At 35.9% G+C, this 15,344-nt stretch carries 11 protein-coding genes; 3 read left to right on the top strand and 8 right to left on the bottom strand.

Translation table 11 applies throughout. From position 1 onward, the window contains the following. Window positions 1-117 precede the first annotated feature (117 nt). The 3 genes from RB619_RS03775 (at window position 118) to RB619_RS03765 (ending at window position 2,518) form a co-directional block, all read left to right on the top strand. On the top strand, window positions 118-954 hold the full coding sequence (locus RB619_RS03775) for a sulfite exporter TauE/SafE family protein (RefSeq protein WP_308094382.1): 837 nt from the start codon (window positions 118-120) through the stop codon (window positions 952-954). 4 nt (window positions 955-958) lie between these two features. Further along, entirely contained in the window at window positions 959-1,348 is a 390-nt protein-coding gene (locus tag RB619_RS03770) for a DUF1634 domain-containing protein (RefSeq protein WP_308094379.1), read from the top strand. A 147-nt stretch (window positions 1,349-1,495) separates the two neighbouring features. Next, window positions 1,496-2,518, top strand: a complete 1,023-nt coding sequence (locus RB619_RS03765; protein WP_308094376.1) for an LLM class flavin-dependent oxidoreductase — start codon at window positions 1,496-1,498, stop codon at window positions 2,516-2,518. Between the two features lie 268 nt (window positions 2,519-2,786). Here the strand turns inward: RB619_RS03765 and RB619_RS03760 are convergent, their stop codons facing one another. The 8 genes from RB619_RS03760 to RB619_RS03725 form a co-directional block, all read right to left on the bottom strand. Further along, entirely contained in the window at window positions 2,787-5,240 is a 2,454-nt protein-coding gene (locus RB619_RS03760; RefSeq protein WP_308094374.1) for a TonB-dependent receptor, read from the bottom strand. Window positions 5,241-5,463: 223 nt separating this feature from the next. After that, window positions 5,464-6,441 (bottom strand): glycoside hydrolase family 43 protein, encoded by a 978-nt coding sequence (locus RB619_RS03755; protein ID WP_308094372.1) that lies wholly within the window; start codon window positions 6,439-6,441, stop codon window positions 5,464-5,466. 178 nt (window positions 6,442-6,619) lie between these two features. Then, window positions 6,620-7,798: an aldose epimerase family protein gene (locus RB619_RS03750; protein WP_308094370.1), complete on the bottom strand. Its 1,179-nt coding sequence runs from the start codon at window positions 7,796-7,798 to the stop codon at window positions 6,620-6,622. A gap of 33 nt (window positions 7,799-7,831) precedes the next feature. Beyond that, window positions 7,832-8,854 carry a glycoside hydrolase family 43 protein gene (locus RB619_RS03745; RefSeq protein WP_308094368.1) on the bottom strand — a complete coding sequence of 341 codons (1,023 nt, stop codon included), beginning with the start codon at window positions 8,852-8,854 and terminating at the stop codon, window positions 7,832-7,834. A gap of 298 nt (window positions 8,855-9,152) precedes the next feature. Then, window positions 9,153-10,961 carry a sugar-binding domain-containing protein gene (locus tag RB619_RS03740; RefSeq protein WP_308094365.1) on the bottom strand — a complete coding sequence of 603 codons (1,809 nt, stop codon included), beginning with the start codon at window positions 10,959-10,961 and terminating at the stop codon, window positions 9,153-9,155. 352 nt (window positions 10,962-11,313) lie between these two features. After that, on the bottom strand, window positions 11,314-12,348 hold the full coding sequence (locus RB619_RS03735; protein WP_308094362.1) for a glycoside hydrolase family 43 protein: 1,035 nt from the start codon (window positions 12,346-12,348) through the stop codon (window positions 11,314-11,316). Between the two features lie 207 nt (window positions 12,349-12,555). After that, window positions 12,556-13,731: a cellulase family glycosylhydrolase gene (locus RB619_RS03730; RefSeq protein ID WP_308094360.1), complete on the bottom strand. Its 1,176-nt coding sequence runs from the start codon at window positions 13,729-13,731 to the stop codon at window positions 12,556-12,558. Window positions 13,732-13,816: 85 nt separating this feature from the next. Beyond that, complete coding sequence (locus tag RB619_RS03725; protein ID WP_308094358.1) at window positions 13,817-15,340, bottom strand: RagB/SusD family nutrient uptake outer membrane protein; 1,524 nt, start codon at window positions 15,338-15,340, stop codon at window positions 13,817-13,819. Window positions 15,341-15,344: the final 4 nt, after the last annotated feature.

The raw sequence follows: 15,344 nt of genomic DNA, 5'->3' as shown, positions 1-15,344 counted from the left end.
TATGGTTTAAATTACTTTCAACAAAATCGTTTTCGGATTTTTAAGGATTTTTTAAGCTCCTAAAAATTCCTTCGCCAAATATCAATTCGTAAATTAGCCAAAACAAAATTTATTCGAATGACAGTACTTACGTTTACGCTGATTATGATTTTTGGTGCTTTTTTAGCAGGTTTTATTGGTTCATTATCAGGATTGGGAGGCGGTATCATTATTATTCCACTTTTAACTGTCATTTTAGGCGTTGATATTCATTATGCAATTGGAGCGGCTTTAGTTTCAGTAATTGCAACTTCATCAGGTTCTGCTGCCGCTTATGTAAAAGAAGGAATTACCAATATGCGATTGGGAATTTTTCTAGAAATCGCTACAACAATTGGCGCGGTCGGTGGCGCGTTGCTTTCTGCTATTGCTCCAACTTCTTTCATTGCCGTTTTATTCGGACTTACCTTGATTTTTTCGGCTATAAATTCACTTCGGAAAAAAGAAGAACATATTGTACTAGAATCTAGTCCATTGGCACAAAAATTAAAATTAGACGGAACTTACCCAACACACGACGGCGAAGTAGTGAGCTATGGCACTAAAAATGTCCTAGGCGGATTTGGGATGATGGGACTTGCTGGAATGATGTCTGGTTTACTGGGAATTGGTTCTGGCGCTTTTAAAGTTATTGCGATGGATAATATCATGCGAATTCCGTTTAAAGTTTCGACTACAACCAGTAATTTTATGATGGGTGTTACCGCAATGGCGAGTTCCGTAATTTATATTCAGAAAGGATATATTGAACCCGGAATTTGTATGCCGGTTGTAATTGGTGTTTTGTTTGGAGCTATGGCTGGAGCCAAAGTTTTAGTGCGAACAAACCCTAAAAAATTGAGAATATTTTTTGCCTGCTTAATTTTTGTTTTAGCAATTAATATGATTTATAACGGACTTAATGGAAAAATCTAAAAGTATGCAACACGAAAAATTTGGAGAAAAAGATTTTCAAGCAATTGTTGGAAATTTATTGCGATACGGAGTTTGGATTTCGCTTTCAGTCGCTTTTATAGGCGGTATTGTTTATTTGATGCATCACGGAAGTGACATTGAAGATTATTCTGTTTTTAAAGAAAATGACCGAAATATATTTGAAGTAATTGCCGATGTTTATCGCGGTGTTATTCAAGGAAATGGAGAATTTTTAATTTTCTTCGGAATTATATTATTGTTTCTAACGCCGGTTTTCAGGGTTTTGCTGTCGTTATTCTCTTTTCTTATCGAAAGAGATTATCTATACGTTGTGATTACGCTGATTGTTATTTTGATTATTATTACTAGTATCTCATTTGGCTTCTCACATTGAGAAGCTTTAAGCTATAGGCAGTAAGCTTTAGGCTTTCAAAAAAGCTTGACATTTATTGCATAAAGCTAATGTTAAAAATAATAAGTAAAAGCTTAAAGCCTATTGCTTAAAGCTTAATGCTAATAAAAAGCCTAAAGCAAAAAAATTATGGAAATAGGAATTGACAGTTTTGCTTCGGCAATGTACGGAGACAACAACACTTTGAACAGTGTTGATGCAATGGAACAATTACTTCAGCGAATTGAACTTGCAGATCAGGTGGGTTTGGATGTTTTTGGGATTGGAGAACATCATAAAAAAGAGTTTTTAGATTCGGCTACGGTGGTAATATTGGCTGCAGCTGCAGCGCGAACAAAAAATATACGTTTATCAAGTGCCGTTTCGGTTTTAAGTGCTGCAGATCCTGTGCGCGTTTATCAAAGCTTTGCAACATTGGATTTAATTTCGAAAGGAAGAGCCGAGATTGTTGTTGGCCGAGGATCTTCAATTGAAGCTTATCCCCTTTTCGGATTTGATTTAAACGATTACGATGCACTTTTCAAGGAAAAATTAGATCTTTTTTTACAAATCAGAGACAACGAATTTATTACTTGGTCGGGGAAATTTCGTCCCGCTATAAATAATCTTCCAGTTTACCCGAGAGCTTTACAGGAAAAACTTCCCGTTTGGCTTGGCGTTGGAGGAACTCCAGAATCCTTTATTAGAGCTGGATCTCTAGGTTTGCCTTTGATGGTGGCTATTATTGGTGGACAAACACATCGTTTTCGTCCTTTAATTGATTTATATCGCGAAGCCGGAAAAGCGGCAGGTTATAAACCAGAAGAATTGAAAGTAGGAATACATTCGCCTGGTTTTGTTGGAACAACTACTGAAAAAGCAATCGAAGAATATTATCCAGGTTACGCCGAATTGTGGACAAAATTAGGTTACGAAAGAGGCTGGCCACCAGTAACCAAAGGAAAATTTGACGGATTAATTGATGATCTTGGTGTTTTAATTGTGGGAAGTCCTGAACGCGCGGCCGAGAAAATTTTACGACACAGCGAAGCACTTGGCGGTATTTCAAGATTTACTTTCCAAATGGACAACGCAGGACTTACACATCAACAATTAATGAATTCTATAGAGTTAATTGGAACAAAATTGATTCCTTTAATAAAAAAAGGATAACACTAGATAAAAACATAACAGATATAAAAAATGAATAGCGTACAGCTTTAGCTAGATGGGAATAAGAAAGAAATTGAAAAGGCTTTAGCCAAACTAGCACAGTTTGGCTAAAGCCTTTCCTAATCTTAATTTATACCTCCAGTTAAAACTGGAGGCAATACATAAAAACTCAGAACCTTAGTCCCTCAGAACCTCAAAAAAAAAAAGCATCCGCTAAAAATTAACGGATGCTTTATCATTTATAACAATTCTTTTTAAAGGCGGATAATTAAAATTTATAAGTTACACCAACTCTAACATTTGTTGGCGCTTCAGTCTGCCAGTAGTAAGCATTCAACCATTGGTAATACGAACCGCTGTAAAGATATTTGTTCAAGATATTAAATACGTTAGCAGTAACTTTCACTTTACCAGTTTCATAAGATAAACCTCCATCTAATTTAAAGTAAGAAGGCAGTTTTTGAAGACCTGCACTCCAAGTATCAGTTTGTCTTCCGTCAAGGAAAGTTCCTCCAATAGAAGCTCCAAATCCTTTTAATTTACCATTTTGCAACGTATAGTTTAACCAAGCATTTGCTGTATGTTTAGCATAACCTGGAACAATATCTCCTTCTTTAATTCCTGTTGATGCAGAAACTGCTGGATCAATTTTGTTTACAATAGATTCTGTAAAAGCATAATTTGCAATAAGATTAAGACCATCTGCAATTTTTCCTCTTAAATCAAATTCAACACCTTGCGCTCTTTTTTCTCCTAAAACAACACTAAATTGCTGTCCTGGTGTATTTGCAGGATCTGATGTAAGTTCGTTTTTCTTTAAAATGTTGTAAACCGCTAAAGTTGTACTCCAAGATCCATCAAACCAATCTTTTTTGATACCAATTTCCATATTGTTACCAGTAAGCGGTTTTACTTTGTCTCCATTTTTAATAACTCCTGATTGTGGAATAAAAGCTTGATCGTACAAACCATAAACTGCAAAATCATTAGTAATCGAGTAACTTACACCAACACGAGGCGTGATATGGCTGTCAGCAATTGGAGCACCGCCCCAGCTCGCTTGACTAATCCAAGTATAACGTGCTGCAAGAGTCAATCTAAGTTTGTTTTGGAAAAAACCTAATTCATCCTGCACATAACCTGCAGCATAATCTGTACTCATTAATCCTCCTGCATTTTTAGCTCTTACAGAAAGTGGCGTTTTGTGGTCAAACATTGGTAATCCGTTAGATGGCGTACCATAATTTGGTGCATAAACATTGAATGGATCATCAACTGTATCAAGATCATGAGATTGCCCCCAGTCTGCCATATAATCTTTACTTCCTAAATCTACTCCTCCTAATATTTTGTGACTTACAGATCCAGTATTGAATTTTCCGTTTACAAATATCTGTCCCAAATACATATTACTTTCTGCATCCCAAATACCAACGTTTCTGATGATTTCTCCTTTTGCCAGTGTTCCTTCAGAAACTCCGTCAAAATTTCTGTCAACATCGCCAGGACCAACTACACCTGGCCAAGAACTGTATCCTTGCTGAATGTATTTAAAGTAAGAAGTCTGAGCCGTAAGTTTCCAGTTGTCGTCAAATTTATGTTCAAACATCAAATAACCGCTGTGATCCTGAATATTGGTATCAGGCAGACCTGGCTGTGTCATTGTAAACCCAACAGGCAAAGTTGCATATCCGTCAGATGCAGGTCCGAAAACATAGTAAGAACCTACTTCAGTCATATTTGCATATTGGAAATTGTATTCCGCTGTAATTTTTGTTTTATCATCAAATTGATATGAAATTACCGGGGCAATTACATAACGATCATTGTGTTCAAAAGGACGGTGAGAACCTTTCTTTTGAGCTGCTCCGTTAAATCTGTAAAGTAATTTTCCTTTTTTGTCTAATTTCCCGTCAAGGTCAAGACTTACTCTGTAAAAATCGTAGCTTCCAACTAAAGCGCTTACTTCGCCTTTTGTAATTCCAGTTGGTTTTTTAGTCACCACATTATAAAGTCCGCTTGGATCTCCGCTTGAAAGCATGAATCCAGCAGGTCCTTTTACAAATTCGATATGATCAACAAAACTCATATCTTCAGTCAATGGCCCCCAGAAAGAAGAAACCACGTTAAATCCGTTACGGAAAGCCTGAATTTGAGAACCACGCATGGTAATGTTTGTGTACAAATCACCCCAGTGCTCTAAACGTACTGCTCCACTCACGTTGCGAATAACTCCATCGCTCATACTTGTAATTTGCTGATCTTTTAAAGTTTGACCACTTACAATTTGAACGTTTTGCGGAATTTCCAAAACTGGAGTCTGAAGACGTAAAGACAACGAAGGTTTGTCTTGCTTGTATTTGTTTTTTGTAATTACAACTTCGTCAAGATCTTCTTGGCTTTCAGAAAGTGCAAAGTTTTTTGTTGTTACTTGTTTTGCCGTTACAACAATTGCTGCTTCTTCACCATGAATTCCAACCGAATGAATACTGATTGTGTAAGAGCCTGGTTTAACATTTCTAATTTCGTACTGTCCATTTTCGTTGGTTACAGCACTATATTTTGTTCCTTTAAGAGCAACTGATACACCTTCTGCAGGAACATTTCCGCTCAAAGATACTTTTCCTGTTACCCTGCCTGTATTTTGGTTTTGCGCCATCATAGTTAATGATGTTACGAAAAGCACAAAAAAACAGATTTTTTTAATGGTTAAGCTATTCATTTTGTCTGGTTTTAAATTTCGTTGGCAAAAGTACTTTCTAAAACTTGTTTTTCCAAATTATTTTTAACCATTCTAAATAAAAATAAAAATTACATGTCAAAATCAAACTTTTAACTTGCTGGAAGGCAATAAAAAAGCCTGTTTTAGAAATAAAAACAGGCTTTAAAAAACTTTTAATTCTAAGTAAGAGTGAAATTCTCGTTTCAGAATCTTTTTTAGAAATTTACTTTTGATTCAAAAAGATAAAACTTTCTGGTTTTGCAATTATTTTATCTCCAGCAAATTCAATCGAAATTATTCCGGCTTTTCTCGGCGAAACGGCACTTTCATTAAAATGCGTATGCAATACATAATGCATTTTGTTGTCTTTGTCCCAAAATACATCACCGTGGCCAATTCCGTTTTGCTTTGTGTTTTTTCTGCTGATAATTGGGCTGTCCGTAGCTTTTACCCAAGGTCCAAGCGGACTTTTACTGGTTGCGTAACCAACAGCATAATCAATATTTCTAAAATCGTTAGCCGAATAAATCATGTAATACAAACCATTGTGTTTTAAAACTGTTGGGCCTTCTGTTACTGGCCAACTTACATTTTGTGTATTCTCCCAAGGCAAAGTTCCCGAAATACATTCGGTTAAGGTTTCCGGTTTAATACTTTGAAGGTCATCGTTTATTTCTGCTACGAAAATTCTATTTCCATTTGTCAAACGAACATGATACAGGTATTTTTTTCCATCTTCATCAATAAAAATAAACGGATCAATTTGGTTTCCGGTTTTGATAATTGGTTCCTTCGATTCGCTCTTGAATGGCCCAAGCGGACTGTCGCTGGTTGCAACTGCAATATTTTCATTGGCAGTATAAATGATATAAAATTTGTTTTTATACGATAGAATTTGCGGTGCCCAAAAGCCTTTGTCTCCAAAAGCATCTCCCTTTTTTAAAGCCAATCCATTCTGCGCGCCAACCGGACCTTTCCAGTCTTTTAAATCACTTGAAGTATATACTTGAAATCCTTCACCATTTGGAATATCTCCGGTTGTGGTTCCGTATAAATAGTACGTTCCTTTGTCGTAGAATATAGTTGGGTCTGCCAGTAAAATGGCATTCGACTTTGTTTCTTTTGGTTTGTCTGTGCTTTTTTCTTGCGAACAGGCTGTAAAAACACTGAATAATGTTAGTATGGATAGTATTTTTTTCATTTTTATAGGGTTTGTGTTTTTAACCGCAAAGAGCGCAAAGGATTACGCTAAGAACGCAATGAATTTGAAAAATGAGAAATTACTTTGCGCCCTTCGACTTCGCTCAGGGTGGCAAAAGTTATAAAAACCTTAGCGCACTTTGCGTAAACCTTTGCGCTCTTTGCGGTTAAACTCGTTACTACTTTTTCACAGAAAACTGATAATAAGAAACCGTATGGTATTTTCCTCCCGGCTTCAAAACAATCGGAGCAAATTTTGGCTGGTTTGGTGCGTCAGGAAAATGTTGTGTTTCTAAAGCAAAAGCCGTTCTGAAATCATCTTTTGAACCACTTTTAAAAGTGTTTTTAGATTGCATGAAATTCCCGCTGTAAAACTGTAATCCCGGTTCTTCTGTGAAAATATCCAATACAATTCCGGATTTATCTCCCGAAATTGTTGCAGCATGATTCAGACCATTTTTCTTCGTTCCGTTTAAAACGTAATTATGATCGTAACCTTTTCCAAATTTCAATTGCTCGTCTTTCGTTTCGATTCGTGCTCCAATTGTATGTTTTGAGGTAAAATCAAAAACTGTGTTTTTTACCGATTTCAATTCTCCACTCGGAATCAAACCTTCATCAACTGGTGTAAATTCATTCGCATAAATCTGTAATTCGTGATTTAAAATGGTGCCACTTCCCTCTCCATTTAAATTAAAAAAAGCGTGATTTGTTAAGTTTACCAATGTCGTTTTATCTGTAGTCGCTTCATATTCCATTTTAACCGAATTATCATCTGTAATCGTATAGGTTACTTTTACATTTAAATTCCCAGGAAAACCTTGTTCCCCATCTGGCGAAACATAGGTAAATACTAATGTGTTTTCATTCACTTTTTCAGCATTCCAAACTACATCTTGAAAACCTTTTATACCGCCATGTAAAGCATTTTTTCCATTATTTAGAGGCACTTGATATTGTTTTCCTTCCAAAGTAAATTTTCCTTTGCCAATACGATTTCCAACTCTTCCAATTGTTGCTCCAAAATAAGGTTCAGTCGAAGTTTTAAAACCTTTAGCACTGTTCATACCCACAACAACATCAGTTGGTTTTCCGTTTTTATCGTTTATCCAAAGTCCAATTAATCTTCCGCCGTAATTAGTGAAAGCAGCTTTGATTCCTTTGTTTTCGATCCAATACAAATTGACTTTTTTACCGTCAATTATCGTATCGAAATTTTTAGTTTCTAAAACCGTTTTAACTGAATCTGTTTTGATTTCAGTACTTTCTTTTGAAACTGTATCTTCCTTTTTATTGTCTTTGCAATTAAATTGAAAAAGCGCCAGCAAAACAACTGCAGCAATTTGAATGTTTTTCATTTTTATATAATTTATAAGATGATTTTCAATGTTTTATTTTGATGGAATTGCCAAGATTGTCGCTTCACTTACAGGCTCTCCCAAAACTGGAAATCCGTTCGCATCCCAATCGATTTTCTGCATTCTTGGCGATCTTTTATTGCCGCATCCTTCTCCCGGATTTGAATTGGCGTGGTACAAAATCCAATCTTCTTTTCCGTCTGGAGATTTAAAGAAGGAATTGTGTCCCGGTGCGTAAACTTTATTTTCGTCTGATTGTTTGAAGATTGGCTCTGAAGATTTTTTCCAAGCTGAAGCATCTAACAAATTAACACTTCCATTAAAAGCCAATAATCCTAAAGAATAGAAATCAGTCCAACAGCCACTTGCAGAAAACATAATGAAAATTTTTCCGTTTCTTTCTAAAAATTGTGGCCCTTCATTCACGTTTACTTGTGGTGGATTTACGTCATCATGTAATGCGCCGTGCGTTTCCCAATCGTTTGTTGGCTCAGAAATCATCACTCTGTCACCATCAATTTGAAGCGGGTTTTTCATTTTAGCAATGTAGATATTCTGTTGTCCATTGGTATCTCCTGCCCATCCAGCCCAAATCATATAAAGCTGTTTTTTATATTCAAAAACATTTCCATCAATTGCCCATTTATCTGTTTTCGCAGCTATTTTTCCTTTGAATTCAAAGTTCCCTTTAAACGGATCTGATGATTTATTTTCTAAAACATACATTCTGTGATTGTTGTTGTTTCCATTATCTGCAGCAAAATAACAATACCATTTCCCGTTGATAATATGAAATTCTGGAGCCCAGATTTCTGCCGAATAATTGGTATTTTTTGGTGGCGTCCAAATCACTTTGCTTTCAGCATTTTTGATATCAGATAAATCTTTTGTTTTCCATAAAACCAGTTTATTTCCGAGTGTGTTTGTATAATAGTAATAGCCTTTATAATACGTACTATAAGGATCTGCACCCGATGGCAAAATGGGGTTTTTGAATGTTTTTTGCTGCGCAAAACTTATAGTTGTGAGCAGAAAAAGGATTAGGTATTTTTTCATTTTTAGTTTTTTTATTGTTGGGCGTGATTTTTTAAACACATAGAGACATAGTTTTGCTTTGTCTGTAAAAAAGGCGTTTCACTTGTTTAAAATAAACATAGTCACCACAATCTTGTCATTCCGAGAAACGAGGAATCTCCGCAAGTAGCTCCGTTTAGAGAATCGCCAATCTTTGTAGAGTTACTCGTGGAGATTCCTCGTTCCTCGGAATGACAAGATTGTGGAAACTAGTTTCTTCTACTTCCTTTTTTAAGAAAAAAACCTATGTTTCTATGTATTTAAAAAAAATCACTCTTTACTAATTCAAAGCATTTATAACTTCAGTATTAATCTTATTTATTGCTTTGAAATCCATTTTATCTACTTTTCTGTCGTAGGTCATGAAACCGTTTACTTCGCCTTCAACATCGGTTGTTTGTGTGTAAACTGCTGCTGAAAAACCTGTTTTTACGTAATTCTTTAGAACTTTCGCATACTTGATATATTCAGCTGTAACTTCAGCTTCATTTTTAAATTTAATGTAGCCCCAATTATCATTTGCTCTCCATAAATGGCCTTCTAATGGAAGTCCGATTCCACCATATTCTCCTAAAACAGTGACTCTTCTTGCGTCGAATAAATACATTTCTGGTCCTGGATAATTGTGTAAATCCAAAATATCGCCCGTTTGGAAATGATTTCCTCCACTTGCTGAATTAATCAAACGCGTTGAGTCGTATTTTTTAGTCCATTCTGTAATTTCGACGGTTTTAAATTGTCCCCAAGCTTCGTTAAACGGAACCCAAACGACAATACTTGGATAAGAATACAAATGATCCATTATTTCCTTCCATTCTTTTTTGTAGATTTCTTCAGATTTTGCAGAACGCTGTAATTCAGTTCCGTCGAAATATTTTTTGTTTTGCCAAATCGGCTGATCATCACCGCTTGGCATATCTTGCCAAACTAAAATTCCTAACTGATCACAATGTGTGTACCAACGCTCCGGTTCTACTTTTACATGTTTACGAATCATATTAAAACCTAATTCTTTGGTTTTAATAATATCATATTTCAACGCTTCGTCAGTTGGTGCCGTGTACAATCCGTCTGGCCACCATCCTTGATCTAGAGGTCCGTATTGAAAATAATCTTTGTTGTTCAACTGCATTCTCATGATTCCGTTTTCATCTCTTTTTGATGAAATTTTTCGCATTGCAAAATAACTTTTCACTTCATCAACCACTTTATTTTTACTGATTAAACGAATCTTTGTCTGATACAAAAACGGATTCTCCGGCGACCATAATTTCGGAGCATTTAATACAATATCATTGCTTTCGCCAACAACCGCTTTTTCTTTAGCAATTTCTTTTCCGCCGTCAAAAACAGAAATTTCAACTAAATCTCCTTTTTCTGCTCCAGTTACATCTGCTTTTATGCTGATAGTGTTTTGATCGATATTTGGCGTTGTTCTTAATTCTGAAATACTTTTAGCATTTACAGGTTCAATCCAAACCGTCTGCCAAATTCCGGTTACCGGCGTGTACCAAATTCCTTCTGGATTTTTGACTTGTTTTCCTCGTGGCTGAGGCCCGTCATTTGAAGGATCCCAAACTTTTACAACTAGTTTTTGATTTTTTCCTTTTTGAATAAAAGATGTAATGTCAAACGAAAATGGTGTATAACCACCTGTATGCGACCCAACTTTTATATCATTTATAAAAACTTCCGTTTTCCAGTCTACGGCACCAAAATGCAAAAGGATATTTTTTCCGTTCCAATTTGATTCAATCGAAAAATTAGTTTCGTACCAAAGTTCATTTTTGGCACCAACTTCTTTCATAACGCCAGACAAACTCGATTCAACCGCAAACGGAACCAGAATTTGCCCATCATATTTTGAAGGCGCTGTTTTGCCAAATTCCTGAATAGCATAATTCCATAAACCATTCAGATTTTTCCATTGGCCACGCTCCATAATCGGACGGGGATATTCAGGTAAAGTTTTATTTGGATCAACCTGCTCTGCCCATTTTGTTTTGATTTTATCTCCTTGCGGTTTCCATTGTGCATTCACTGCAAGCATGGAAAATAAGGCTAAAAAAAGGATGCTTTTTCTTTTCATCTGCTATATATTTTGAGATTTTATTCTCATAAGTTTTTTTTAAACCATATAAGTTATATAAGTTCATTTTAGTTTAAGCAACGGTTTTAAAACAATCCCAAGAGAATGTAAGTTCTGACTTTTAATCAACAACCAAACTTACTATGACCTTACTTAACTTATATGGTGAAAATATTTTTAATGCTTTGGTATTTCTTCTAAATCAAAATGAATTACCAGACTTATTCCACACAAGCCTGGTAAATTCTCAAACTAACTTAACTAACCAAGTTTTTAGTAGTATTAAGATTTTTGTATTAAGTATTAAGATTCTTTTACTCCTCACACATTCTTAATACTTAATACTCCTATCTTAATTCTTCTTTCCAAATTTCTTCACTAAACTGTCGTATTCTTTTTTAGATATTGTAATCATACAACCGTGGCGTACTTTTTCTGGAAGGCTGTATTTGTCCCAATCAGAGAAAAAAGTGTAGCCTGAGGCTTGAAACCAAGGTCCGTTTAGGTTATCTGCGATTGATAATCCGTATGAAACTCCTGGATATTGTTCGTAATACATGTACCATATTTTGTCATCTGGAGAAGGAATCAACATTGGCGCTTCTCTAAAGTTTGGACTGATAGATTGCTGGGGCAAAGAATAAGGTCCTAAAAGGGATTTTGATTTGGCAATTCGAATGGTTTTTCCGGTTGTCCAATACAAAGTCGGATAAGTTTCGTCTTTAATCACGGCGTAGTAGGAATCGCCGACTTTACGAATAAAAACATCAATTGTTCCCATATCCCAATCGAATAAACGTTTTGGAGTTCCTTCGAAGGTTTTTAAATCTTTAGACAACACATACAACGTTCGCTGACTTGCCCAATAACGTTCTCCATCTTCTTTTGTTCCTTCTAAATGTGGCGTGTGCCAAGTCATGATGAACTTTTCCGAATCTTTGTCGTAATATAATTTTGGCGCGCCAATTCGCTGTAAAGCATTTGAATAATCAGGCGTGCTTTTTAAATCTGGCGTATAATCGGAATGTTTTTTCCAAGTAATTAAATCGTCTGAAACCCAGATATTAATGCTTTTTGCATCGTCACCAGTATTTCCTGCTATGTAATATTTTCCGTCTGGACCTTTACAGATATCAGGATGTCCTTTGTATTCTTCAAAAACTCTTTTTCCGTCGTTCAGATTTTCCCAATGTAAACCATCAAGACTGACAGAATAATACAATCTGCCATAATCTTTGTGCGTCATGTGCGCAAAAAGATAGGCTTCGTTTTTAGGCTTTTCATTTCCCTTAACTTGTCCCGGCGGATCTGGTTGTTGTGCTTTCGCAGAAAATCCTACTAGAATTATCGCTAGAAAAAAGAGCTGTTTTATTGTGTATCTTTTCATTGCTGTAAAGGTTTAGCTTATTGCCCACAGATTAAACGGATTAAACGGGTTTCCGCGGGTTGTTTTTTTGCCTCAGATTAAATGGATTAAAATGATTTATTTTATTTCCCACGGATTTTACAGATTAAACAGGTTTTCACTGATATAATTTAAAATAATCGGCGGAAATCCGTTTAATCCGTTTAATCTGTGGCCAAAAGCAATTATCTAATTCTTTTTATTCGCTTCAGAAGTCATTTTTTTGATCAAATCTGTTTCAGCTTTAATGTATGGCGTTCCGTCTGTGTGTAATACTTCGTGAAACCAAACTTTTGGTTCTGCAGTATACGTTTTTGTCCAGCTGTCCCAAGCGTATTTTGTTTGTGTTTTTCCGTCCACAAATCCCCAATTGATCATACCAATATTGTATTTTCTGGCAATCGGAAGAAATCCTTCAAAAGTACTTCCGTTTGGCCTTGCCATATATTCTGTACAGATTAATGGTTTCCCGTAACGTTGTAATTGTTTGATCACTTTTTCGAAATCTTGAGGCGTGTTGTAATTGTGGAAAGAAACCACATCAGATTGCTCGATCTGCATTTTGTGCATGGGTTGCATTCTAGCTTCGTCGCTCCAATCTCCAACCCAAACTCCAGAAGTCAAAGGCTGTGAAGGATTACTTGATCTTGCCCAAACAAAAACATCTTTTAAAAGCGGTAAAATCAAATCAACTTTGTTTTTGATCTCTACTTTTTCGTAAGATGGTCCTGTCATGTTATCCGGTTCATTCCAAACGTCCCATCCTAAAATTCGCTTATCATCTTTGAATTTGGCAACCGTTTCTTTTACATATTTCTCTAAACGAGGATATTGTGTTTTATCTTGAAGTGCTTTTTGGCCTGGTGCCTGAACCCAACCAGAATTGTGTGTGTGCGGTTTAGGAGCGCGTTGTTTTCCTAAAGCAGGAAAGGGATCCCAGCAAGAATCAAACAAAACAAAAAGCGTTTTGATATGGTGTTTATCTGCGATTTCTAAAAACTGATCCATGCGTTTGTAAAGTCCTTCTGGATCTTGCTGATGCAATAAATCGTGTAAATACACACGCATTACATTCATTCCCAGACCTTCTGCCCAGCCCAATTCCTGATCAATTCTTTTTGGGTCAAAAGTATCTTCCTGCCACATCTCTAACTGATTTATAGCTGTGCTAGGAGAATAATTTGAGCCCACAAACCAAGGTTGTTCTGCGTACCATTTATTGGCCTGATCTTTTGTCCAGATTTCTCTTTTTTCTGCTGAAGCGGTTTCGATTTTGTTTTCTTCAGAATTACTTTTTTTATTGTTGCAGCTAAGCAATACTAGCCCTGCCAACATTAATGTCAGACACAATTTTACTTTCTTCATTTTCAATATTGTTATTATGAACAATTGTTCTTTATGATAAGGGAATCAGATTTGAAGCATCTGATTCCCTCAAAAAATTTAATTTTTAATATCCTGAGTTTTGCTCTAGATTTGGATTATTATCTACATCTGTTTGTGGAATTGGCATTCTGTGATTTTTACCCACTTTGAAGTTTTTAAAATCTGAATCACGAAGCGCGATTTTATCAACAGAAGCTTGCGTATTCAAATCTCCCCAACGTTTTAGATCTTCCCAGCGAACACTTTCTCCTGCTAATTCTAAAACTCTTTCCATTTTTAATCTTTCCAAGAACAAATCATGATTGTTTCCAATTTCAGGATGTGCAACCGCTAAAGTGTTCATATTAGCACGCGCTCTTACCATGTCAACATATTGATACGCCTGAGCAGTGTTTCCTAATTCGTTCAAAACTTCGGCATAACGCAACAAAATATCACCATAACGAACTAATCTGTAGTTTACTTGAGAATAGTAATCTTCATTATCTCTGTAATAATCACGACTTCCTTTTCTGAACCAAGCTTCGTTGTTGTTCCATTCCCAGTTTCTGTTGTATGTTTTGTCTCCAAAATCAGCTAACAATTGAGGATAATACAAAGTCCATCTTAAACGGATATCAAGATTTCCATCTTTATTTTTTTCTTCTTTGAAAGCATTTACTAACCAGAAACGTGCTTGTCCGTCAGACCATCCAATTCCTCTTGGTGCAAAAAACTGACAACGGTTGCTAGAAACTGCAGCATTTTGATCTTCTCCTGTTCCTCCTTTTCTTTGATCACCAAATTGGATTTCAAAAACAGATTCGCTGTTGTTTTCACGTAAATCTGTAAAATTGTCTCTGTAGTTGGCTTGTAAGCTGTATTTTGCTCCTGCGCCAGAAATTAAATAGTCTAAAGCTGTTTTTGCTTCAGCCCATTTGTGTTGCTGCATATATACTTTTGCAAGAAAAGCTTTTGCTGCACCTTTATCAGGTCTTCCAATATCCGCACCTACCCAGTCTCTTGGTAAATCTGCGTAAGCATCATTTAAGTCTTTTTCAACTTGAGCCCAAATTTCAGTTACTTTTACTTGTTTTGGCAAATCTGCTGGTGTAGATGGATCTAAAACCAACGGAATATCTTCCCAAATTACTGTTGCATAATAGTAATGCAACGCTCTTAAAAACTTAGCTTGCGCTATAATTCTCTTTTTTGCATCTTCATTTTGGAAAGTAATATTTGGAACATTTGCCAAAACTTGGTTACATCTGAAAATTGCTTTGTAAGTATCTCTCCATGTTACAGCGTTTCCTTCCCAGAAATTATAATTGATGTAATTGAATCTCGTCCAATCTGCCAATTCTGTCCACGGGCTCACGCTATATCCTTCATCAGAAGTTAAATCTAAACGGAAATAAATCCATCTTGCCCACAAACCATCTTTATAAAACATGGCATAAATAGAATTTACTCCGGCTTGTGCGTCACTTTCAGTTTTCCAATATTGATCTACTGTAATATCATTTGGGCTATTTAGGTCAAGTTCTTTTTCGCATGAAGCAAAAATGAGACCTAGAAAAGCTACGGCTATTATTATTGATTTTTTCATTATG

The organism is Flavobacterium sp. LHD-80, from assembly GCF_030929605.1.
Classification (GTDB): Bacteria; Bacteroidota; Bacteroidia; order Flavobacteriales; family Flavobacteriaceae; genus Flavobacterium.
The sequence above is the reverse complement of the archived record's forward strand: the minus strand, read 5'-3'. Positions and strand labels throughout refer to the sequence as shown.

Bases quoted from the DNA above. Each gene is read 5' to 3' on its own strand.
- RB619_RS03775 (WP_308094382.1), top strand. From the start codon at position 118: ATGACAGTACTTACGTTTACGCTGATTATGATTTTTGGTGCTTTTTTA.
- RB619_RS03770 (WP_308094379.1), top strand. From the start codon at position 959: ATGCAACACGAAAAATTTGGAGAAAAAGATTTTCAAGCAATTGTTGGA.
- RB619_RS03765 (WP_308094376.1), top strand. From the start codon at position 1,496: ATGGAAATAGGAATTGACAGTTTTGCTTCGGCAATGTACGGAGACAAC.
- RB619_RS03760 (WP_308094374.1), bottom strand. From the start codon at position 5,240: ATGAATAGCTTAACCATTAAAAAAATCTGTTTTTTTGTGCTTTTCGTA.
- RB619_RS03755 (WP_308094372.1), bottom strand. From the start codon at position 6,441: ATGAAAAAAATACTATCCATACTAACATTATTCAGTGTTTTTACAGCC.
- RB619_RS03750 (WP_308094370.1), bottom strand. From the start codon at position 7,798: ATGAAAAACATTCAAATTGCTGCAGTTGTTTTGCTGGCGCTTTTTCAA.
- RB619_RS03745 (WP_308094368.1), bottom strand. From the start codon at position 8,854: ATGAAAAAATACCTAATCCTTTTTCTGCTCACAACTATAAGTTTTGCG.
- RB619_RS03740 (WP_308094365.1), bottom strand. From the start codon at position 10,961: ATGAAAAGAAAAAGCATCCTTTTTTTAGCCTTATTTTCCATGCTTGCA.
- RB619_RS03735 (WP_308094362.1), bottom strand. From the start codon at position 12,348: ATGAAAAGATACACAATAAAACAGCTCTTTTTTCTAGCGATAATTCTA.
- RB619_RS03730 (WP_308094360.1), bottom strand. From the start codon at position 13,731: ATGAAGAAAGTAAAATTGTGTCTGACATTAATGTTGGCAGGGCTAGTA.
- RB619_RS03725 (WP_308094358.1), bottom strand. From the start codon at position 15,340: ATGAAAAAATCAATAATAATAGCCGTAGCTTTTCTAGGTCTCATTTTT.